The 22,025-nt window shown below is 55.7% G+C and carries 21 protein-coding genes; 10 read left to right on the forward strand and 11 right to left on the reverse strand.

What is annotated here, in order from left to right; translation table 11 throughout:
* Positions 1 to 217: 217 nt before the first annotated feature.
* From cpoB to cydA, 11 genes are all read right to left on the reverse strand, one after another.
* Entirely contained in the window at positions 218 to 1,009 is a 792-nt protein-coding gene (gene cpoB / locus ABLU67_RS23320; protein WP_004848965.1) for a cell division protein CpoB, read from the reverse strand.
* A 9-nt stretch (positions 1,010 to 1,018) separates the two neighbouring features.
* Entirely contained in the window at positions 1,019 to 1,543 is a 525-nt protein-coding gene (gene pal / locus ABLU67_RS23325; RefSeq protein ID WP_004100337.1) for a peptidoglycan-associated lipoprotein Pal, read from the reverse strand.
* Positions 1,544 to 1,577: 34 nt separating this feature from the next.
* The gene (gene tolB / locus ABLU67_RS23330) at positions 1,578 to 2,870 is read right to left on the reverse strand and encodes a Tol-Pal system beta propeller repeat protein TolB (RefSeq protein WP_004133400.1); all 1,293 of its coding nucleotides are present in this window, start codon (positions 2,868 to 2,870) and stop codon (positions 1,578 to 1,580) included.
* A gap of 90 nt (positions 2,871 to 2,960) precedes the next feature.
* Complete coding sequence (tolA, locus tag ABLU67_RS23335) at positions 2,961 to 4,283, reverse strand: cell envelope integrity protein TolA (protein ID WP_109241426.1); 1,323 nt, start codon at positions 4,281 to 4,283, stop codon at positions 2,961 to 2,963.
* 105 nt (positions 4,284 to 4,388) lie between these two features.
* Positions 4,389 to 4,817, reverse strand: coding sequence for a colicin uptake protein TolR (gene tolR / locus ABLU67_RS23340; RefSeq protein ID WP_004130580.1), 429 nt, complete (start codon positions 4,815 to 4,817; stop codon positions 4,389 to 4,391).
* Between the two features lie 3 nt (positions 4,818 to 4,820).
* Positions 4,821 to 5,513 (reverse strand): Tol-Pal system protein TolQ, encoded by a 693-nt coding sequence (gene tolQ / locus ABLU67_RS23345; RefSeq protein ID WP_014228456.1) that lies wholly within the window; start codon positions 5,511 to 5,513, stop codon positions 4,821 to 4,823.
* Positions 5,510 to 5,914, reverse strand: a complete 405-nt coding sequence (gene ybgC, locus ABLU67_RS23350) for a tol-pal system-associated acyl-CoA thioesterase (RefSeq protein WP_348852550.1) — start codon at positions 5,912 to 5,914, stop codon at positions 5,510 to 5,512. The genes tolQ and ybgC overlap by 4 nt, the downstream gene beginning before the upstream one ends.
* Positions 5,915 to 6,063: 149 nt before the next feature.
* Positions 6,064 to 6,354, reverse strand: a complete 291-nt coding sequence (ybgE, locus tag ABLU67_RS23355) for a cyd operon protein YbgE (RefSeq protein ID WP_004100327.1) — start codon at positions 6,352 to 6,354, stop codon at positions 6,064 to 6,066.
* Entirely contained in the window at positions 6,354 to 6,467 is a 114-nt protein-coding gene (gene cydX / locus ABLU67_RS23360) for a cytochrome bd-I oxidase subunit CydX (protein WP_004100325.1), read from the reverse strand. The genes ybgE and cydX overlap by 1 nt, the downstream gene beginning before the upstream one ends.
* Positions 6,468 to 6,482: 15 nt before the next feature.
* The gene (gene cydB / locus ABLU67_RS23365; protein ID WP_004848954.1) at positions 6,483 to 7,622 is read right to left on the reverse strand and encodes a cytochrome d ubiquinol oxidase subunit II; all 1,140 of its coding nucleotides are present in this window, start codon (positions 7,620 to 7,622) and stop codon (positions 6,483 to 6,485) included.
* A gap of 15 nt (positions 7,623 to 7,637) precedes the next feature.
* Positions 7,638 to 9,206 carry a cytochrome ubiquinol oxidase subunit I gene (gene cydA, locus ABLU67_RS23370; RefSeq protein WP_004130574.1) on the reverse strand — a complete coding sequence of 523 codons (1,569 nt, stop codon included), beginning with the start codon at positions 9,204 to 9,206 and terminating at the stop codon, positions 7,638 to 7,640.
* Between the two features lie 1,226 nt (positions 9,207 to 10,432).
* Between cydA and glmS the strand changes: the two genes are divergently transcribed.
* The 10 genes from glmS to cobO all read left to right on the forward strand — a co-directional run bounded on the left by glmS (position 10,433) and on the right by cobO (position 21,490).
* A complete protein-coding gene (glmS, locus tag ABLU67_RS23375) occupies positions 10,433 to 10,882 on the forward strand; it encodes a methylaspartate mutase subunit S (protein ID WP_004848951.1) in 450 nt (149 codons plus the stop codon).
* Positions 10,882 to 12,270: a methylaspartate mutase accessory protein GlmL gene (gene glmL, locus ABLU67_RS23380; RefSeq protein WP_025108134.1), complete on the forward strand. Its 1,389-nt coding sequence runs from the start codon at positions 10,882 to 10,884 to the stop codon at positions 12,268 to 12,270. Before glmS ends, glmL begins: the two co-directional genes overlap by 1 nt.
* Before the next feature lie 16 nt (positions 12,271 to 12,286).
* The gene (locus tag ABLU67_RS23385; RefSeq protein WP_004848945.1) at positions 12,287 to 13,732 is read left to right on the forward strand and encodes a methylaspartate mutase subunit E; all 1,446 of its coding nucleotides are present in this window, start codon (positions 12,287 to 12,289) and stop codon (positions 13,730 to 13,732) included.
* The gene (locus ABLU67_RS23390; protein WP_187228665.1) at positions 13,732 to 14,973 is read left to right on the forward strand and encodes a methylaspartate ammonia-lyase; all 1,242 of its coding nucleotides are present in this window, start codon (positions 13,732 to 13,734) and stop codon (positions 14,971 to 14,973) included. The genes ABLU67_RS23385 and ABLU67_RS23390 overlap by 1 nt, the downstream gene beginning before the upstream one ends.
* A 3-nt stretch (positions 14,974 to 14,976) precedes the next feature.
* Positions 14,977 to 16,347, forward strand: coding sequence for an acyclic terpene utilization AtuA family protein (locus tag ABLU67_RS23395; protein ID WP_122117567.1), 1,371 nt, complete (start codon positions 14,977 to 14,979; stop codon positions 16,345 to 16,347).
* Positions 16,344 to 16,661, forward strand: a complete 318-nt coding sequence (locus ABLU67_RS23400) for a DUF4387 domain-containing protein (RefSeq protein WP_025108137.1) — start codon at positions 16,344 to 16,346, stop codon at positions 16,659 to 16,661. The genes ABLU67_RS23395 and ABLU67_RS23400 overlap by 4 nt, the downstream gene beginning before the upstream one ends.
* 169 nt (positions 16,662 to 16,830) lie before the next feature.
* Entirely contained in the window at positions 16,831 to 18,138 is a 1,308-nt protein-coding gene (locus tag ABLU67_RS23405; RefSeq protein ID WP_014228451.1) for a dicarboxylate/amino acid:cation symporter, read from the forward strand.
* 74 nt (positions 18,139 to 18,212) lie between these two features.
* Positions 18,213 to 19,214, forward strand: a complete 1,002-nt coding sequence (gene glsA / locus ABLU67_RS23410; protein ID WP_348852551.1) for a glutaminase A — start codon at positions 18,213 to 18,215, stop codon at positions 19,212 to 19,214.
* Positions 19,215 to 19,225: 11 nt separating this feature from the next.
* Positions 19,226 to 20,878, forward strand: a complete 1,653-nt coding sequence (locus ABLU67_RS23415; protein WP_014228449.1) for a class I fumarate hydratase — start codon at positions 19,226 to 19,228, stop codon at positions 20,876 to 20,878.
* A 9-nt stretch (positions 20,879 to 20,887) separates the two neighbouring features.
* Positions 20,888 to 21,490: a cob(I)yrinic acid a,c-diamide adenosyltransferase gene (gene cobO / locus ABLU67_RS23420; protein WP_046878623.1), complete on the forward strand. Its 603-nt coding sequence runs from the start codon at positions 20,888 to 20,890 to the stop codon at positions 21,488 to 21,490.
* Positions 21,491 to 22,025 lie beyond the last annotated feature (535 nt).

The raw sequence follows: 22,025 nt of genomic DNA on the forward strand, positions 1-22,025 counted from the left end.
AACCTGCGACCAATTGATTAAAAGTCAACTGCTCTACCAACTGAGCTAACGACCCACTATTTTCGCCGCTTTGGGCTTGTTCGATATCCCTTGGCAACGGCGGCATATATTACTGATTTCAGAATTCAGCGCAACAACAATTTAGATAAAGATTGCTTAACTGCTTAGGATTCATGCGACAAGACCAGAAATGATGCGATTTCTGGTCATGCCATAATCATCCGAGTGCGTTAAGGCGTTTTTGCGCTTGTTTGGCCCCGTCGGTGCCAGGAAATTTACTGACCACCTGCTGGTAAACCGCCTTCGCTTTTGCGGTATCGCCTTTGTCCTGCATGATCACGCCGACTTTAAACATTGCGTCGGGCGCCTTCGGGGATTTAGGGTAGTTTTTCACCACGGAAGCGAAATAGTACGCCGCATCGTCCTTTTTACCCTTGTTGTAATTCAGCTGACCGAGCCAGTAGTTGGCGTTCGGCTGATACGTTGAATCGGGGTACTTTTTGACGAAGTTCTGGAAAGCCGCCATCGCATCGTCCTGGCGAGAGGGATCCTTCACCAGCGCGATAGCCGCGTTGTAATCGGTATTGGCATCACCGGTCTGCGCTGGGGCGCCTGACGAGGCCGCTGGCGCCGTCCCGCTAGCCGCAGCGCCCTGATCGCCCGCTGACGTCTGGGTTTGCGCTCCCGCTGCGCCGCCACCGCTGCTCAGACCGTCGATCTGCAGCAGGATCTGCTTCTGGCGCTCAACAACCTGATTCAGCTGATACTGGCTTTCCTGAATTTGACCGCGCAGGGAATCAATATCGGACTGATTATCGGAGAGTTGTTGCTGGAGTTGGGTTAAAAGCTGGCTGTGCGCATTGGAAATACGCTCGAGTTGAGTGACGCGGTCTTCGACCGAGCCTGAGCCGACACTACTGATTGGCGCCTGAGCAAAAGCGGCCCAGGGGGCCGCTATGCCAACCAGTAACGACAGACTCAATAGATGATGTCTGAAGTTACTGCTCATGCAATTCTCTTAGTAAACCAGTACGGCGCGACGGTTTTTGGCGTAAGCCGCTTCGTCGTGGCCCAGTACTGCAGGTTTTTCTTTACCGTAAGAAACGATGGAGATCTGGTCAGCAGAAACACCTTTGCCCTGCAGATACATCTTAACGGCGTTAGCACGACGCTCACCCAGAGCGATGTTGTATTCCGGCGTACCACGCTCATCCGCATGACCTTCTACGGTCACTTTGTAGGACGGGTTGCTGCGCAGGAAGTTTGCGTGCGCGTCCAGCATTGCAGCGAAGTCAGAACGGATATCGTATTTGTCCAGATCGAAGTAAACGATATTGTTCTGCTGCAGCTGTTGCATCTGCAGACGAGCCTGCTCTTCGGAAGACATGTTGCCGCCGTTAGCGTTACCGTCCATACCAGTGCCGGCACCCAGCATGCCTTCACCGCTCTGGTCGTTGCTGGCGTTCTTGTTAGAAGAACACGCCGCGATTGCCATAACCGGCAGAGCGATCAACAGCCCTTTCAGCACTTTGTTCAGTTGCATTTCTTTGATTCCTTTAATAATCAATTATTTATTATCACAGATACGGCGACCAGGCAGGTGATTTTACCTGTCCATCAGTTGCCGGAAGACGCGCTTTGAAACGCCCATCTGTAGAAACCAGATTCAGCACGGATCCCATCCCCTGAGAAGAGCTGTAGATTACCATAGTGCCGTTAGGTGCCAGACTTGGCGTTTCATCTAAAAACGTTGATGACAGAACCTGCACACCACCCGCTTCCAGATCTTGTTTGGCAATGTGCTGCTGACCACCGGCCGAGCTTACCATTACCATAGTTTTACCATCAGCGCTCACGTCAGCGTCCTGGTTTTGTGAACCTTCCCAGGTAATACGCTGCGGCGTGCCGCCATTAATATTGACTTTATACACCTGCGGACGACCGGCCTGGTCGGAAGTAAAGGCCAGGTTCTGGCTATCCGGGAACCAGCTTGGTTCGGTGTTATTGCTGCGACCGTTGGTCACCTGACGAATCTGGCCAGATCCCAGGTCCATCACGTACAGGTTCAGGCTACCGGTTTTCGACAGAGCGAAAGCCAGTTTGCTGCCGTCCGGCGAGAACGCCGGCGCGCCGTTATGCTGCGGGAACGAAGCAATCTGACGAACGGAGCCGTTAGCCAGCGTCTGCACAACCAGCGCAGAGCGTCCGCTTTCAAAGGTCACGTAGGCCAGCTTCGCGCCGTCCGGAGACCATGCCGGAGACATCAGCGGCTGAGTTGAACGGTGAACGAGGAACTGATTGTAGCCATCGTAGTCGGACACGCGCAGCTCGTACGGGAACTGGCCGCCGTTGGTCTGTACCACGTAGGCGATACGGGTACGGAAGGCGCCCTTAATACCGGTCAGCTTCTCAAATACGGCGTCGCTGGCAGCATGCGCGGCATAGCGCAGATACTGTTTCGTGACTTTAAAGGAGTTCTGCGCAAGCACGGTCCCTGGCGCGCCGCCGGTATCAACCAGCTGATACGCCACGTTGTAGGAACCGTCAGGGTTTTGCGTCACCTGACCAACCACGACGGCGTCAACGCCCAGCGCAGACCATGCCGCCGGCTGCACTTCCTGAGCGCTACCCGGCTGCTGAGGCAGACGAGAGCGATCGAGCGGATTAAACTTGCCGCTGTTGCGCAGGTCAGCCGCCACGATACCGCCCACATCTTCCGGCGCAGCACCCTGCCCCGCCCACTGGAACGGCACAACGCCGATTGGGCGTGCCGAGTCGACCCCTTGGGTAATCTCGATGCGTACTTCTGCGTGCAGCACTGCCGCCCACAGCATTAAAAAACCAAATGCTACTCGTAATGCCTGCTTCATCATATCTCCCTTATCCAGGCGAAAAGCCCACGATAATTTAGCAGAATGTTAACAAACTCAAATACACAAAACTACTTGTTAAACCATGCTCTATTGCGGAATAAATTTCACAACAAGCTGATTATTTTTTACTGCATTATAGACCGCATCATTTGGGGGCTTAGGTAAATTAGCTAACCTTGCCGCAGTTTTAGCTGCTGTACATAGAGCCTCATCCCCACCTTCGGATGTGATACCAATCAGCGATCCATCGGGATTTAGATTCAATCTAAGAACACACTGCTTTCCGATATATGACTTGTAGTCATGGAAATTCCTGGATATTGCCCCCGTAATTTGGCTTGCATACCCACTAAGTTCTGCACCAGTTGCCGCCCCAGCCGAAGAGGATTTGCCTGAATTAGCACCACTCCCTTTTGATGGGTTTCCGGTTTTCGGAGCATTCTTACCGGAGCTCAGGTCGCCGAGCAGATCGTCAACGCCGTTGGCCTCTTTGGCCGCAGCGGCTTTCTTGGCGGCTGCTGCCTTAGCGGCGGCGGCTTTCGCCGCTTTGTCTGCAGCGGCCTTCTCTGCTGCTGCAGCTTTGGCTGCCGCGGCTTTCTCGGCGGCGGCTTTTTCCGCTGCGGCGGCTTTCTCGGCTGCCGCTTTCTCAGCAGCGGCTTTCTGCGCGGCGGCTTTTTCTGCCGCTTTTTCGGCGGCAGCTTTTTCAGCAGCGGCCTGTTTCGCCGCTTCCTGCTGCGCTTTTTTCTCTGCCTGCTGCTGCGCTTTCTTCTCGGCTTCCTGCTGAGCTTTCTTCGCTGCATCCGCTTCGGCTTTCTTCTGCGCGTCCGCGGCCGCTTTCGCGGCTTCCGCTTCCGCCTGTTTCTTCGCATCCGCCGCCGCTTTCGCCGCAGCGGCTTCGGCTGCTTTCGCCTGCGCATCGGCCTTCGCTTTCGCGTCAGCGGCGGCTTTGGCGGCAGCTTCCTGCGCCTCTTTCGCCTGTGCGTCCGCTTTGGCTTTTGCCGCTGCGGCGGCTTTCGCCGCGGCTTCTTCCGCCTGTTTCTGCTGTTCTTTCGCCTCTTTAGCCGCTTCCTGCGCCTGTAGACGATCCTGTTCCAGCTGTTTCAGCCGTTCCTGCTCGGCGGCCTGTTTTTCACGTAGCTCTTCCGCCTGCTGCTGAGCCTGCTTTTCACGCTGCTCGGCGGCGCGGCGGGCGCTGGCCTGCTGCTGCTGTTGGCGGTCATAATTCTTCACAACCGCCCCCGGATCGACCATTACCGCATCGATAGAGGAACCTCCGCCACCCCCGGCAGAAGCATCCAGATGCTCGTCAAACGAACTCCAGATCAGCAGCGCTATCAATACGATGTGCAGCGCGACTGATACTATGATCGCTCGTTTAAGCTTGTCGTTTTGTTCGGTTGCCTTTGACACTATCGGTTCCCAAAAACTGTTCGCCTGTTCCCGTTATATGACGTCGGCCACGAGACGCTGTTGTCCCAAAGCCGACGTGCTGGCGGGCGTGCATATTGCGAGCGATTAGATCGGCTTGGTCATCAAGCCAACCGATTTAACCCCTGCGCTGTGCAACAGGTTAAGCGCTTTAATAATCTCATCGTATGGCACCTCTTTAGCACCGCCGATCAGGAACACCGTTTTCTCATTCGCCTCAAGTCGACGCCTGGCTTCCGCAATAACCTGTTCCGGCGGCAGCTGCGATAACGTTTCCGGGCCAACTTTCACGCTGTACTGCCCGACGCCGGAGACTTCAACGATCACCGGCGGCTCATCGTTGCTTTTCACCGCCTGCGACTCCGTTGCGTCCGGTAGGTCGACCTCTACGCTCTGCGTAATGATCGGCGCTGTCGCCATAAAGATCAGCAACAGCACCAACAGGACATCCAGCAGCGGAACGATGTTGATCTCGGACTTCAGTTCGCGACGTCCGCGTCCACGTGCTCTGGCCATGGCTTACCCCTTATTGCTTTCGCTGCTGGTAAACGCCTGACGGTGCAGAATGGCGGTGAACTCTTCCATAAAGTTGTCGTAGTTCAGCTCAAGTTTGTTCACGCGCTGGTTCAGACGGTTATAGGCCATAACCGCCGGGATAGCGGCAAAAAGACCAATTGCCGTCGCGATGAGCGCTTCTGCGATACCCGGCGCGACCATTTGCAGCGTCGCCTGTTTTACCGCGCCCAGCGCGATAAAGGCATGCATGATCCCCCATACGGTACCAAACAGACCGATATATGGGCTGATAGAACCCACCGTACCGAGGAACGGGATGTGGGTTTCCAGGGTTTCCAGCTCGCGGTTCATCGAAATACGCATGGCGCGCGACGCCCCTTCGACAATCGCTTCCGGCGCATGGCTGTTCGCACGATGCAGACGCGCAAACTCTTTGAAGCCGCTGTAGAAGATTTGTTCCGAACCGGTCAGATTATCGCGACGACCCTGGCTTTCCTGGTACAAACGAGAAAGCTCGATACCGGACCAGAACTTATCTTCAAACGCTTCGGCCTCACGTGACGCCGAATTGAGGATACGCGTTCTCTGAATAATGATGGCCCAGGAGGCGATGGAAAAACAAACTAAAATCAACATGATAAGTTTAACCAGAAGGCTCGCCTTCAGGAACAAATCAAGGATATTCATCTCAGTCACTGCTTAAACTCCGCGACAATAGACTTGGGAAGCGCACGAGGCTTCATTAAGAGTGGATCAACGCACACGATAAGAACCTCAGCTTCATTCAAAACGACGTTCTCGGCGTTGACGATTCGCTGCGTGAAAACCAGGGTAGCTCCTCGCATTGAGGTTATCTCCGTCTGGATTTCGAGCATGTCGTCGAGTCTGGCGGGCGCAAAATACTCCAGCGTCATTTTGCGAACCACAAAGGCAACTCGTTCAGCCAGCAAAACCTGTTGGCTGAAGTGATGATGGCGCAGCATCTCTGTGCGTGCTCTTTCATAGAAAGCGACGTAGCTGGCGTGGTAAACCATACCACCGGCGTCGGTGTCTTCGTAATAGACCCGAACCGGCCATCGAAACAGCGTTGTATTCACTTTACATCCCGGTAATGCAACAAAAGGTTAGTGCTTTCAAACTTCGCTACTATACGCGCGGGAATCGTGGTTTGGAATGGGGGAAAGTAAACGAGGAGTAAATTTTTATGGGCTTATGCAAGCCCATATGGTTAACAGAGATTTCTTATTCAAAAGAAGAAAAAGAACAGGCCCAAAACGAGCACAATATCAGCGATAAGCGGACAAAAAATTCCCTGCCAGTGAATGGCGCGCGGGCGGAAGCCCACGCCGTGGATAACGCCGGTACAAACCGCCCACATCAGCAGGAAGCCGTGCCAGATTTCCAGCTCGCTGGTTTTGGCCGCAAAGCGCGACGGATCCCAGAAGATGCAGCCCGCTAGCGCCAGCGCCATCAATAAGGAAAGCGCCCTTAACGGGCGCTTGTCCATTATCGCGTAAAGAGTCGCGATAATACTCATCAGTGTTCTTCTTTACCTGCTTTGGTGGCTTCCACGTGCTCAAGCGCCAGCGCGGTAATCACCCCAAAAGCACAGGCAAGAAGCGTTCCCAAAATCCATGCGAAATACCACATATATAGCTCCTTACCTTAGTACAGCGAGTGGGTGTTCTTTTCGATGTCTTCGCGAGTGATGCGACCGAACATTTTCCAGTAACACCAGGCGGTGTAGGCCAGAATAATCGGTACGAAGACAATCGCCACGTAAGTCATCAGGTTCAGCGTCAGCTGGCTGGAGGTCGCATCCCACATGGTCAGGCTCGCGTTCATCGCCGTGCTTGATGGCATAATGAACGGGAACATGGCGATACCGGCAGTCAGAATGATGCACGCCAGCGTCAGCGAGGAGAACAGAAACGCCCATGCGCCTTTATCCGCTTTTGTCGAGATGACGGTCAGCAGCGGCAGCGCCACGCCCAGAGCAGGAATCGCCCACAGCGCCGGCATGTTATTAAAGTTCACCATCCACGCGCCGGCTTCACGCGCGACTTCTTTGGTCAGCGGGTTAGACGGGCCGGTATGATCCATCACCGATTTCACCACATAACCGTCGATACCGTAGTAGACCCAAACGCCCGCCAGCGCGAAGCAGACCAGCGTCACCAGCGCCGCCACCGTAGACACGGAGCGGGTGCGCAGGTGCAGTTCACCCACGGTACGCATCTGCAGATAGGTCGCGCCCTGCGTCAGGATCATCGCCACGCTAACAATACCGGCCAGCAGGCCAAACGGATTCAGCAGCTGGAAGAAGTTACCGGTGTAGTACAGGCGCAGATATTCATCAACGTGGAACGGAACGCCCTGCAGCAGGTTGCCGAACGCCACGCCAATCACCAGCGGCGGCACGAAGCTGCCGACGAAGATGCCCCAGTCCCACATGTTACGCCAGCGGTTATCCTCAATCTTCGAGCGGTAGTCGAAACCCACCGGACGGAAGAATAAAGAGGCCAGCACCAGGATCATGGCCACATAGAAGCCGGAAAACGCGGCGGCGTAGACCATCGGCCAGGCGGCAAACAGCGCGCCGCCGGCGGTGATCAGCCACACCTGGTTTCCGTCCCAGTGCGGGGCAATGGCGTTAATCATAATTCGACGCTCGGTGTCGTTACGACCGAGGAAACGGGTGAGCATCCCCACCCCCATGTCGAAGCCATCGGCGACGGCAAAACCAATAAGCAAAATGCCGATCAGCAGCCACCAGATAAAACGCAATACTTCATAATCGATCATTTGACGACTCCTGTCTTAGCGTGCCGACTGAATAGCCGCAGAGGACTGTTCAAAGTGATAGCGACCGGTTTTCAGGCTGCTTGGTCCTTTGCGGGCAAACTTGAACATGAGGAACAGTTCAGCCACCAGGAACAGCGTGTACAGGCCACAAATCAGCACCATAGAGAAGATCAGGTCGCCCGCGGTCAGCGACGAGTTCGCGACGGCCGTCGGCAGCACCTCACCAATAGCCCACGGCTGACGGCCATATTCGGCGACAAACCAGCCCGATTCAACGGCAATCCACGGCAGCGGCAGGCCATAGAACGCGGCGCGCAGCAGCCATTTTTTCTCACCGATGCGGTTGCGAATCACGCTCCAGAAGGAGGCGCCGATAATCAACAGCATCAGCACGCCGCACGCTACCATGATACGGAAGGCGAAGTAGAGCGGCGCCACGGCAGGAATAGAGTCCTTGGTCGCCAGAGCAATCTGCTCTTCCGTCGCGTCAGAGACGTTGTCGGTATAGCGTTTCAGCAGCAGACCGTAGCCCAGATCTTTCTTCACGTCGTTAAAGCGATCGCGCACGGCCTGGTCGGTTGAACCGGCACGCAGCTGTTCCAGCAGCGCGTAAGCTTTCATCCCGTTACGGATACGCTCTTCGTGCTGAACCATGAGGTCTTTCAGGCCGGTAACCTGTTTATCCACGGAGCGAGTCGCAATGATGCCCAGCGCGTAAGGAATTTGAATCGCGAAGCGGTTCTCCTGCGCCTTCTGATCGGGAATACCAAACAGGGTAAAGGCCGCCGGAGCAGGCTGAGTTTCCCATTCAGCTTCGATAGCCGCCAGTTTGGTTTTCTGCACGTCGCCCATTTCGTAGCCGGATTCATCACCGAGAACGATAACGGAGAGAATCGCCGCCATACCGAAGCTTGCTGCGATAGCGAAGGAGCGCTTGGCAAAAGCGAAGTCGCGGCCTTTGAGCATATACCAGGAGCTGATGGCAAGAATGAACATCGCGCCGGTCACGTAGCCTGACGCCACGGTATGAACGAACTTAACCTGAGCAACCGGGTTCAGGACCAGCTCAGAGAAGCTGACCATCTCCATACGCATGGTTTCAAAGTTGAAGTCCGACGCAATCGGGTTCTGCATCCAGCCGTTAGCGACGAGGATCCACAGCGCCGACAGGTTGGAGCCCAGCGCCACCAGCCAGGTCACGGCCATGTGCTGAACTTTGCCCAGACGATCCCAACCGAAGAAGAACAGACCGACAAAGGTAGATTCGAGGAAGAAGGCCATCAAACCTTCAATGGCCAGCGGCGCACCGAAGATATCGCCCACATAGTGAGAGTAGTAAGACCAGTTAGTCCCGAACTGGAACTCCATGGTCAGACCGGTTGCCACACCCAGCGCGAAGTTGATACCAAACAACTTGCCCCAGAACTTGGTCATATCTTTATAAATCTGTTTGCCGGAAAGGACGTAGACCGTTTCCATGATGGCCAGCAGGAACGCCATACCTAGCGTCAGCGGCACAAACAGGAAGTGGTACATCGCGGTCAAGGCAAACTGTAAGCGCGACAGTTCGACTATATCTAACATCATGACTCCTTGCTCATCGCATGAAGACTCCGAGAGTGAACCCCGTTAGAAAGGGTCACACGCATGCCCCAATACAAATTTATTTGCTTCTTCTCGTCACGCCCGTTTTCTCATGCAAGAAAACGATAGTAATGAGAAGTTACAAACATGTTAACAAAACACCCAAATTGATCCCGTGATTATATTACGCTGCAAAACCCTTACAATAAATAGGTTTTTATTGTGATAAATTTGCAGTTTTCGACAGCGATCAATTTATAGCGAAAATACCAGATTTCGGTCAATTTGATCCGCGACAATTTAACTCCATTTCGCGACCTTTTCCAAGTTTTAAACATTGATTTAAATCAATTTTCATTTTAAATGTTAATTATGTATACCGTGTACCGTACAGGTAAACACTAGGTTAACAATATGTTTTTCAAGAGTATCAACGGTTACTGAAAATGATAGTCCATTTATTTCGCCGCGGAGGGGAATTTAATGGGATGAGCGCTGGGCGCATTAATCCGGGCATCAGCTGACAATGTCGTGTAGCTCACAGATTTTTTTTATCAAGTTAATGCCCTAAATTTTTTTGCTTATTACATTTATCATTGCGTTTACTTTCAATTAACACAGATGCGTAACTATCTCATTATCAAGTAAATGCGGCGTACATTCTCTTTCTCGTCGTTTTGTGACGCAACGCACCCTGCTCTTTATGCAGCAGACTTTCCCCCTGCGCTTTTATCCCCCCCGGACAGCAGCTCTCCTGCCCCACTCCGCCATTCAACAAAAATGAAATATTAAATAAACAAATCACCATTTTATATCTTTAATCTAACAAATTCGCCGTGACGCATATAAAAAACAGCACATAAATTCCGTTACTATGCTCACAGAAAAATTTAAAGAATTGTATTTACCGCTTATTATCAAGGCAAAATAAACGCAAAATATAAAATAAGACCTTGCTCACAAACATCGCAATCCATTTATTAAAAAGATCTGAACAGAAATAACCCCAGACAATAAAAAAACTAACAACATCATGATACAAAAGGATTTTTTAAAGAAAAATCAAAAACAAGACTTTTTTGAAAGATATTCTGAAAATAGATCAATTGCTTCCCCCCTTCGAACCACAGACACTCCAGCCCTATTAACAGGCGGCCATCATCAACGCTGCAAATATTAGAAAGTCGTTTTTATTTTTATACCATCAGCCTTACAGAGGATTACCCATGAAGAAATCAACACTTGTTATTGGCGTCATTGGTGCTGACTGCCATGCAGTAGGCAACAAAGTCCTGGACCGCGTTTTTACTGCCCATGATTTTCGCGTAATCAATCTGGGGGTGATGGTCAGTCAGGATGAATATATCGATGCCGCTATCGAAACCGGCGCGGACGCCATCGTTGTCTCGTCTATTTACGGCCACGGCGATATCGACTGCCTGGGACTGCGCGAACGCTGCATCGAACGGGGTATCGGCGATATTCTTCTTTACGTTGGCGGCAACCTGGTGGTCGGTAAGCATGATTTTGCCGACGTCGAGGCCAAATTCAAAGAGATGGGCTTCAATCGCGTCTTTGCCCCAAGCCACGATCTGGAAGACGTCTGCAGGCTGATGGCGAACGATATCAACCAGCGCCACGGCGTTGAACAGCAGTGTCTGGAAGAGGCTATCTGATGCAAACCGTCTCTGTCGATATCGGCTCGACGTGGACCAAAGCGGCCCTCTTCGCACAGGAGGGGGATGAGCTGACGCTGGTAAACCACGTTCTGACCCCGACCACTACCCATCACCTGGCGGAAGGCTTTTTTGCCAGCCTGAACCGGGTGCTTAACGTTGCCGATGCGCGCCCGTTGCTGCACCGCGGTGACGTCACGCTGAAATACTCTTCATCGGCAAAAGGCGGTCTTGCCGTTGCCGCGATGGGTCTGGTGCCGTCCATCACCCTGGAATCAGCAAAAGTCACCGCCCACTCGGCGGGGGCCAAAATCGCCCAATACTACGCCTACAAACTCAACCGCCACGATATCCAGGCGCTGGAAGCCACGCCGCCGGATATCCTGCTGTTTACCGGCGGAACCGACGGCGGCGAGGAGAGCTACGGCCTGGCCAACGCCCATGCGCTGGCGGAGTCAACGCTCGACTGCGCCATTATCTATGCCGGAAACCGGGATATTCAGGACGAGGTTCAGGCCATCCTTGGCCACAAAGATTTGACCACGGTAGACAACATTCTGCCCGATCTCGATCACCCTAATCCCTACGCTGCCCGCAAGGCGATTTGCGATGTCTTCTTATCCCGAATCGTCAAAGGTAAAGGACTGGACGTTATCGTCGCAGAAACCGGCGAAGAGCCGATGCCAACGCCGTGGACCGTCTACGAGCTGGTGAAAACCATCAGTCATTACGACAGCGCGTGGAAAGAGTTCATGCTGATCGATATGGGCGGCGCCACCACCGACGTCTACTCCGCCAGCGCCAACACGCTCTCGCCGGATACCGTTCTGCACGGCGTTCCGGAGCCATATGTAAAACGCACGGTGGAAGGCGATCTCGGCATGCGCGTTTCAGCTGTCGTGGTCGGTGAAAGTACTCAGGAGCTGGTGAACGTGGTGTTTGCCCACCAGCCGCAGCGTCAGGAGGCCTTTTACCGCTACCTGCGCCATCTGGTCGCTCAGCCGGATTATCTGCCGCTCAACGCGGAAGAAAAATATTTCGACACCGTGCTGGCCGGGCTGTGCGTCGGCTACGCCAGCGAACGCCACGCGGGCACCAAAAAGCAGGTCTGCACCTGCGTGGGCAACGTCGATTTACAGATGGGCCGCGATCTGACCCCCGTGCGTAAAGTCGTCGGTTCCGGTGGATGGCTCTCCCGCGCCAGCGGCTTCGACATCCACCGCTGGCTGAAATACCGCGAACTGGATGACGACGGCAGACGCATTCTTCTGCCAACCCGGTTTGATTATTACCGCGATGCAAAAGGCCTGCTTCCGCTGCTGGCAAACGTTGCCAGGCTCTACCCCGAGCTCGCCGCTCGCACCAGCATTCACTGTTTAACCCTATAAATGAAGGCAGCTACGAATGGAACTTCGAAATAAAAAATTAACCCACGACGAATTCATGACCGAGCGGCATCAGGTATTGCAGACCTGGCATACCGGCAAGGACGTTGAGCACTTCGAAGATGGCGTGAAGTACCAGCAAACCATTCCTGAGAAAAAACGCTTTTCTCACGCTCTGCTTAAGGCCGACCAGGAGGGTAAAACCCTGAGCCAGCCGCGCGCGGGCGTGGCGCTGATGGATGAACATATTGCGCTGCTCAAAACCCTGCAGGAAGAGTGCGATCTGCTGCCCAGCACCATCGATGCCTATACCCGCCTCAACCGTTACGAAGAAGCGGCGGTCGGCATACAGAAATCCATCGAGGCGGGAACCTCCAAACTGAATGGTTTGCCGGTGGTTAACCACGGCGTCGCCGCCTGCCGCCGGATGACCGAAGCGCTGGAAAAACCGGTCCAGGTACGTCACGGTACGCCAGACGCGCGCCTGCTGGCGGAAATCTCCATGGCCAGCGGCTTTACCAGCTACGAAGGCGGCGGTATCTCCTACAACATTCCCTACGCCAAGCGCGTCACCCTGGAGAAGTCGATTCGCGACTGGCAATACTGCGACCGCCTGATGGGCCTGTATGAAGAACACGGCATTCGTATTAACCGCGAACCGTTCGGCCCTCTGACCGGCACCCTGATCCCACCGTTTATGTCCCACGCGGTGGCCATTATCGAAGGTCTGCTGGCGCTGGAACAGGGCGTCAAGTCAATCACCGTCGGCTACGGCCAGGTCGGCAGCCTCACCCAGGACATCGCGGCGATTAAATCTCTTCGCGAACTCTCCCACGAATACTTTGGCAATTACGGATTCGACGATTATGAGCTGAGTACCGTCTTCCACCAGTGGATGGGCGGCTTTCCGGAAGATGAATCAAAAGCCTTTGCCATTATCTCCTGGGGCGCGGCGGTAGCCGGGATGTCCGGCGCCACCAAAGTGATCACCAAGAGCCCGCATGAAGCGTTCGGTATTCCCACCGCGGCGGCCAACGCGCAGGGGCTGAGGGCATCCCGCCAGATGCTCAATATGGTCAGCGATCAGAAGTTCCCGCCCTGCGCCGCGGTTGAGCAGGAAGTGGAGCTGATAAAAAGCGAGGTTCGCGCAGTGCTGAAGAAAGTGTTCGAGCTGGGCAACGGCGACATCGCCCGCGGTACGGTGCTGGCCTTTGAAGCGGGCGTCCTGGACGTGCCTTTTGCCCCCGCATCCTGCAACGCGGGCAAAATTTTGCCGGTTCGCGACAATGCCGGCGCCATTCGCGTGCTTGAAGCCGGCGCGGTTCCGCTGCCGAAGGACATCCTCGCCCTGCACCACGATTACGTCGCTGAACGTGCGCATTTTGAAGGACGCAAACCCTCATTCCAGATGGTTGTTGATGACATCAACGCGGTATCCCACAGTAAATTAATAGGAAGACCATAATGAAAATTAAACAGGCCCTTTTCACCGCTGGCTACTCTTCATTCTATTTTGACGATCAGCAGGCGATTAAAAACGGCGCGGGTCATGATGGGTTCATTTATACCGGTGCTCCGGTAACGCCAGGCTTCACCTCGGTACGCCAGGCGGGTGAATGCGTATCCGTCCAGCTGATTCTGGAAAACGGCGCGGTGGCGGTCGGTGACTGTGCCGCCGTACAGTACTCCGGCGCGGGCGGCCGCGACCCGCTGTTCCTGGCGGAGAACTTTATCCCGTTCCTCAACGATCATATCAAACCGCTGCTGGAGGGCCGCGATGTCGATACCTTCCTGCCGAACGCCCGCTTCTTCGACAAGCTGCGCATCGACGGTCATCTGCTGCATACCGCCGTCCGCTACGGTCTTTCCCAGGCGCTGCTCGACGCCACCGCGCTGGCCAGCGGCCGCCTGAAGGCGGAGGTAGTTTGCGACGAATGGCAGTTGCCCTGCATACCGGAAGCGATTCCGTTATTTGGTCAGAGCGGCGACGACCGCTACATCGCCGTGGACAAAATGATCCTCAAAGGCGTTGACGTCCTGCCGCATGCGCTGATTAACAACGTCGAAGAGAAGCTGGGTCTGAAAGGGGAAAAACTGCGTGAGTATATCCGCTGGCTGTCCGACCGCATCTTAAGCCTGCGCACCAGCCCCCGCTATCGCCCCACGCTGCATATCGACGTGTACGGCACCATCGGCCTGATTTTCGATATGGATCCGGTTCGCTGCGCCGACTATATCGCCAGCCTGGAGCAAGAGGCGCAGGGCCTGCCGCTCTACATAGAAGGCCCGGTGGATGCGGGTAATAAACCGGACCAGATCCGTATGCTCACGGCCATTACCAAAGAGCTGACCCGCCTCGGTTCCGGCGTAAAAATTGTCGCCGACGAGTGGTGTAACACCTACCAGGACATCGTTGACTTTACCGATGCCGGCAGCTGCCACATGGTGCAGATCAAAACCCCGGATCTCGGCGGCATTCATAACATCGTGGACGCAGTGCTGTACTGCAACAAACACGCGATGGAAGCCTATCAGGGCGGTACCTGTAACGAAACCGAGATCAGCGCCCGCACCTGCGTTCACGTCGCGCTGGCCGCGCGTCCGATGCGCATGTTGATCAAGCCGGGCATGGGCTTCGACGAAGGTCTTAACATCGTGTTTAACGAAATGAACCGCACCATCGCGCTGTTGCAGACTAAGGATTAAGAGATGGCTCGTACCTTTAAGATCTTATCGCCGACGGCAATCCTCGGCTATGGCTTCCCGGAAGAGAGCTTTCTTAAAGCCATGTCGGAGTCCCCGGATCTGATTGCCGTTGACGCCGGTTCATCCGATCCCGGCCCCCACTATCTGGGGGCAGGCAAACCTTTTACCGACCGGGCCGGGGTGAAACGCGATCTGCGCTATATGATCGTCGCCGGCGTGAAGAACAACATACCGGTGGTGATCGGCACCGCTGGAGGATCCGGCGCCGCGCCACATCTGGAGTGGTGTCGGCAGATTATCCATGAGATTGCGCAGGAAGAAAAACTGTCGTTCTCCATGGCGCTGATCCCGTCTGATGTTGATAAAGCCATCATTCATCAGGCGCTGGATAACGGCAAAATCACCGCCCTGGACTTTGTGCCTGAACTGACCCACGAGGCCATTGAAGAGAGTACCTATATCGTCGCCCAGATGGGGATCGAACCCTTTCAGCGGGCGCTCGCCGCCGGCGCCCAGGTGGTGCTTGGCGGCCGGGCGTACGATCCGGCCTGCTTCGCGGCGCTGCCGATTATGCAGGGCTTTGATGAGGGGCTCGCCCTGCACTGCGGCAAGATCCTCGAATGCGCGGCCATTGCCGCCACGCCGGGCTCCGGTTCCGACTGCGCCATGGGGATTATCGACGACAGCGGCTTTACGCTGAAAGCGTTTAATCCAAAGCGTAAGTTTACCGAAACCTCTGCGGCGGCGCATACGCTGTACGAGAAGTCCGATCCGTATTTCCTGCCCGGTCCGGGCGGCGTGCTTAACCTGAAAGGATGCACCTTCAAAGCCGTCAACGAAGGCGAGGTTTACGTCAGCGGTTCTCGTCATGAAGCGACGCCGTACGCGCTGAAGCTGGAAGGCGCGCGGCGGGTCGGCTTCCGCTGCCTGACCATTGCCGGAACGCGCGATCCGATCATGATTGCCGGAATCGATAATATTCTTGAAGAGGTACAGACCAGCGTCGCACGCAACCTCTCCCTGAACGATGACAGCATCCGCATGACCTTCCATCTGTATGGAAAGAACGGCGTGATGGGCAATCACGAACCGATGAAAATCGCCGGGCACGAACTGGGCATCCTGCTTGATGTCGTTGCGCCAACCCAGGATATCGCCAACAGCGTCTGTTCGCTGGTGCGCTCTACCCTGCTGCACTACGGCTATGAAAACCGCATTGCCACCGCGGGCAACCTCGCCTTCCCGTTCTCACCTTCCGATATTCAGAGCGGCCCGGTGTATGAGTTCTCAATCTATCACCTGATCGAAGCCAGCGACGCGCTGCGCTTTGACTTCCATATCGAACAGGTGACGCCAGAAGGAGTTCAGGCATGAAACAATCCCTATGCTCACTGGCGCAGGTGATCCGCTCCAAAAACGCCGGACCGTATGAACTGGTTTTAGATATTTTATTTAAAACCCGGGAAGATTATCAGCGGGTCAAACGTTCTGAGCAATTAACCCCGCAGCTCATTGCCGGCTTATATAACGTAAAGCCTGATTTTATTCATCGCATTATCTGGTTCGATCCGGCCAACGCGGTAAAAATCGTCATGCCGCGAGATATTATTTCCGGCAACGTCGGGGACAATGATGTTTATGGCGCTCAGCAGCATGCGCCGTTATTAAGTATTGAGTTCGACCTGTAATTTCTAAAATACAACAACATCCATTGGGGTACAGAATTTCGCTGTATCACTGTATTCCAGACAATTTATGCGGTTGGTCACCACAGGCGTACGTCTGCGCTGCTACCTGGCGCAGGCGTACGCCGCCCTACACCACTTCACCGACTAACCCTGTTCCGATGGAGTAAATATGAAAAAAATAAGTTTAACCAAAATGATCATATTAGGCCTGATACTCGGCATGATTGCCGGGGTGATCATTAATAATATGGCATCAGCAGATACAGCAAAATCCTATGCGCAGGATATTTCCATTTTTACCACTATATTTTTACGCCTGGTAAAAATGATTATCGCCCCGCTGGTAATATCAACGCTGGTGGTCGGCATCGCCAAAATGGGCGATGCGAAAACGCTCGGGCGCATATTCTCTAAAACCTTTTTCCTGTTTATTTGCGCCTCGCTGCTGTCGATTGCGCTGGGTCTGGTGATCGTCAATCTGTTCCAGCCAGGCGCGGGCATCAACTTTGTCCCCCACGATGCCGGAGCCGTGGCCGCCGTTCAGTCCGAGCCCTTCACCCTGAAAGTGTTTATCTCGCACGCGGTACCCACCAGCATCGTTGATGCGATGGCGCGCAACGAAATTCTGCAAATCGTGGTGTTCTCTATTTTCCTCGGCTGCAGCCTGGCGGCGATCGGCGAAAAAGCCGAGCCCATTGTGAAGGTGCTCGATTCGCTGGTCCACGTGATGCTGAAGCTCACAGGGTACGTCATGCTGTTCGCACCGCTGACCGTTTTCGCCGCCATCTCCGGGCTGATTGCCGAGCGCGGTCTTGGCGTGATGGTCAGCGCCGGGATCTTTATGGGTGAGTTCTACCTGACGCTGGGCATGCTGTGGGCAATCCTGATTGGCCTGTCGACGGTGATTGTCGGCCCATGTATCAGCCGTCTGACCAAAGCGATCTTCGAGCCCGCGCTGCTGGCCTTCACCACATCCAGCTCAGAAGCCGCCTTCCCAGGAACCCTCGATAAGCTGGAAAAATTCGGCGTCTCTTCCAAAATCGCCAGCTTCGTCCTGCCCATCGGTTACTCCTTTAACCTGGTCGGCTCCATGGCCTACTGCTCGTTCGCCACGGTGTTTATCGCCCAGGCCTGTAACGTCCACCTCAGCATGGGCGAGCAGATCACCATGCTGCTGATCCTGATGCTGACCTCCAAAGGGATGGCGGGCGTGCCGCGCGCCTCAATGGTGGTTATCGCCGCGACGCTGAACCAGTTCAACATTCCGGAAGCGGGCCTGATCCTGCTGATGGGCGTCGACCCGTTCCTCGATATGGGTCGCTCCGCCACCAACGTGATGAGTAACGCCATGGGCGCCGCCATCGTTGGCCGTTGGGAAGGCGAGCATTACGGAGAAGGCTGCCGCGGCACCGCCCCGGTCAAAAAACCGGAGCAGGAGCGCCCTGCCAGCGAAACGTCAGAAGTGGCGATGTCCTGACAGCAAAATGGCTATGAGCCCCAGGCCGGATACGTCCGGCCCGGTTCCCTCCAATCATCCCAACAGGACACACCATGAACGTGAAATTTCTTGGCACCTGCATCTTAACCGCCAGCTTACTGTTTAGCGCCGCCGCGCAGGCGCAAAGCGCGCCGGACTACGCCAGCATCATCGAGCAGGCGCATCAGAAATATAAGAGTAATCACGACGGTAAAGTCGCTGACTATATCCCTGCCCTGGCGAGCTATAGCCCGAATAATTTCGCCATTACGCTCGCGACGGTCGAAGGCAAAATTTACCAGACCGGTGACGTGACAAAAGCCTTTCCGATGGAATCATTAAGTAAAGTTTTCACCCTGGCGCTGGCGATTGAGCAGCGCGGGCCGCAGGAGGTGCTGGATAAACTCGGCGCGAACGCGACCGGCCTGCCCTTCAATTCCGGCTTAGCCGTGGAGCTCACGCAAGGCGCGCCGGAGAACCCGTTAGTCAACGCCGGCGCCATGAGCACCGTGAGCCTGATTGCGGCGAAAGACAAAACCGACCGCTGGAACAACATTCTCAACAACCTCAACGCCTGGGCCGACAGCTCCCTGAGAGTTAACGAGCCGGTATTTCAATCCGAAATGGAGACCAATCAGCATAACCAGGCGCTGGCGATGCTGATGAATTCATACCGCAGCTTCTATGGCGACCCTCAGGAAGCCGTCGAAATCTACACCCGTCAGTGTTCGGTGGATATCACCGTTGAGCAGCTCGCCAAAATGGGGGCCGTACTCGCCAACAATGGCAAATCACCGTTCAACGGCAAGCAGCTGCTCACCGCCAGCTATGTCCCGCAGGTGCTGGCGGAAATGGCGATCGCCGGGCTGTACGACGGCAGCGGCAAATGGCTGTACACCGTCGGTATCCCGGCAAAATCCGGCGTTGGCGGCGGGATGGTCGCCGTCGTTCCCGGGCAATACGCTATCGCCGTCTACTCTCCTCCGCTGGATGCAGCCGGCAACAGCGTCCGCGCCCAGCAGACCATCGAGTACGTCGCGAATGCGACGCGGGCCAATCTCTTTTTAGCGAAATAGTGAGAAGTAAAATGTCGAAACCCTTTGTCTGGCAGGAACTTTTTGTTCAGAGCAACGATAATACCGAATATGAACTGCTAACGAATCAACATGTTAAGGTGACAGAGTTAGATGGAGAAGAGGTCATCAAGGTTGCGCCGGAAGCGTTAACATTGCTGGCTCAGCAGGCATTTTATGAGGCGTCGTTTTTCCTGCGCGCCGGGCACTTAAAGCAGATCGCCAGCATCCTGCACGACCCGCAGGCCAGCGGCAACGATAAATACGTTGCGCTACAGCTGCTGCGCAACGCCGAAGTCTCGGCAAAAGGCGTGCTGCCAAACTGCCAGGATACCGGGACCGCCACCATCGTCGCGAGCAAAGGCCAGAACGTCTGGACCGGCGGCAACGACGCTGAAGCTCTGAGTCAGGGCATCTACACCACCTTTCAGGAAAACAATTTACGCTATTCGCAAAATGCCCCCCTTGATATGTATACCGAGGTCAACACTGAGACCAACCTGCCCGCGCAGATTGATATCAGCGCGGTGCCGGGCAGCGAATACCGCTTCCTTTTCGTCAATAAAGGCGGCGGCTCGGCGAACAAAGCCGCGCTATTTCAGGAAACAAAATCTATTCTGCAGCCGGAAAAACTCACCGCCTTCCTGATTGAAAAAATGAAGGCGCTGGGCACCGCCGCCTGCCCGCCGTACCACATCGCCTTTGTCGTGGGGGGCCTGTCGGCGGACCAGGCGTTGAAGGTGGCGAAGCTGGCTTCGACAAAATATTACGACAATCTGCCCACCAGCGGAAACGAACTGGGCCAGGCGTTTCGCGATACGTCGCTGGAAGCGGCGCTGCTCAAAGCCAGCCGCGAGTTCGGCATCGGCGCACAGTTTGGCGGCAAATACTTCGCCCACGACATTCGCGTGATTCGCCTGCCGCGGCACGGCGGCTCCTGCCCTATCGCAATGGCGCTTTCCTGCTCCGCCGACCGAAACATCAAAGCCAAAATCAACAAGCACGGCATCTGGCTGGAGAAGCTGGAACATAACCCGGGCAAGTTTATCCCTGATTCTCAGCGCATAGAAAACGGGGCGCAGACCGTCCAGCTCGATCTGAACCGGCCGCTGCGCGACATCCTCCACGACCTGTCAGCCCTGCCCGTGGGCACCCGGCTATCGCTGAGCGGTCCGATTGTCGTCGCCCGCGACATCGCCCATGCCCAAATCAAAGCGCGTCTGGATAACGGCGAACCGATGCCGGAGTATATGCGCAAGCATATTGTCTACTACGCCGGCCCGGCGAAAACGCCGAATAATCTGGCCTGCGGCTCGCTGGGCCCCACCACCGGCGGACGCATGGATGGGTATGTTGACGCTTTCCAGGCGGCGGGCGGCAGTCTGATCATGCTTTCCAAAGGCAACCGCAGCCAGCAGGTGACCGAGGCCTGCCATAAACACGGCGGCTTTAATCTCGGCAGCATCGGCGGCGCGGCGGCCCTGCTGGCGCAGCAGTATGTGAAAAGTTTGCGCTGCCTGGAGTATCCGGAGCTGGGCATGGAAGCGGTATGGATGATGGAAGTCGAAAATCTGCCCGCGTTTGTACTGGTTGACGACAAAGGCAACAACTTCTTTAGCCAGTTCGAGCAGCAGCACCGCTGCGCCACCTGTCCGGCAGGACACTAAGGAGCATTTATGCACGCGCGAGGCAATCCCGACCGCCATCGTCAGCGCCAGCAGAAGCTGAAAACGCAGGTGGCTACCCGCGTGGCGGCGGCAACGGAGCAAAAAGGCATTCTGATCGTCTTCACCGGCAACGGCAAAGGTAAATCCACCGCCGCCTTCGGCACGGCAACGCGCGCCGTCGGCCACGGTAAGCGCGTCGGTGCTGCCCAGTTCATTAAAGGTCAGTGGGATAATGGAGAGTACAACACGCTGCATCCGCTCGGCGTTGAGTTTCACATTATGGGCACCGGCTTTACCTGGGAAACGCAAAACCGGGAGGCAGATATCGAGGCGGCGTCGGCCGTATGGCAGGAGAGCAAGCGCATGCTGGCCGACCCGAGCTACGATCTGGTGGTGCTGGATGAACTTACCTATATGCTGGCGTATCACTATCTGGATACTCAGGAAGTGATCGCGGCGATAGAGAATCGTCCGCCGCGGCAGAACGTGATTGTCACCGGCCGCGGCTGCCACGCCCGGCTGCTGGAGCTTGCCGATACGGTTAGTGAGCTGCGTCCGGTGAAGCACGCCTTTGACAGCGGTATTCAGGCGCAGGTGGGAATCGACTGGTAGTTTTACCCGGCTCGCGCTGCGCTTAGCCGGGCTACGGGTTCACATTCGTCTGCGGGCCGGTAGTCCGGACAGATGCGCAGCATCGCCTCCGGGAAACTCAGCCGCTCTGCGCTATGCTCCCGGGGGCGGCGCTCGACGCGCCTTGCCCGGGCTACAGGTTCACTGCCGTCTGCGGGCCGGTAGCCCGGACAGATGCGCAGCATCGCCTCCGGGAAACTCAGCCGCTCTGCGCTATGCTCCCGGGGGCGGCGCTCGACGCGCCTTGCCCGGGCTACAGGTTCACTGCCGTCTGCGGGCCGGTAGCCCGGACAGATGCGCAGCATCGCCTCCGGGAAACTCAGCCGCTCTGCGCTATGCTCCCGGGGGCGGCGCTCGACGCGCCTTGCCCGGGCTACAGGTTCACTGCCGTCTGCGGGCCGGTAGCCCGGACAGATGCGCAGCATCGCCTCCGGGAAACTCAGCCGCTCTGCGCTATGCTCCCGGGGGCGGCGCTCGACGCGCCTTGCCCGGGCTACGGGTTCACCGCCGTCTGCGG

Source organism: Klebsiella sp. GN_Kp190 (genome assembly GCF_040061795.1).
GTDB classification, from domain to species: Bacteria; Pseudomonadota; Gammaproteobacteria; order Enterobacterales; family Enterobacteriaceae; genus Klebsiella; species Klebsiella michiganensis.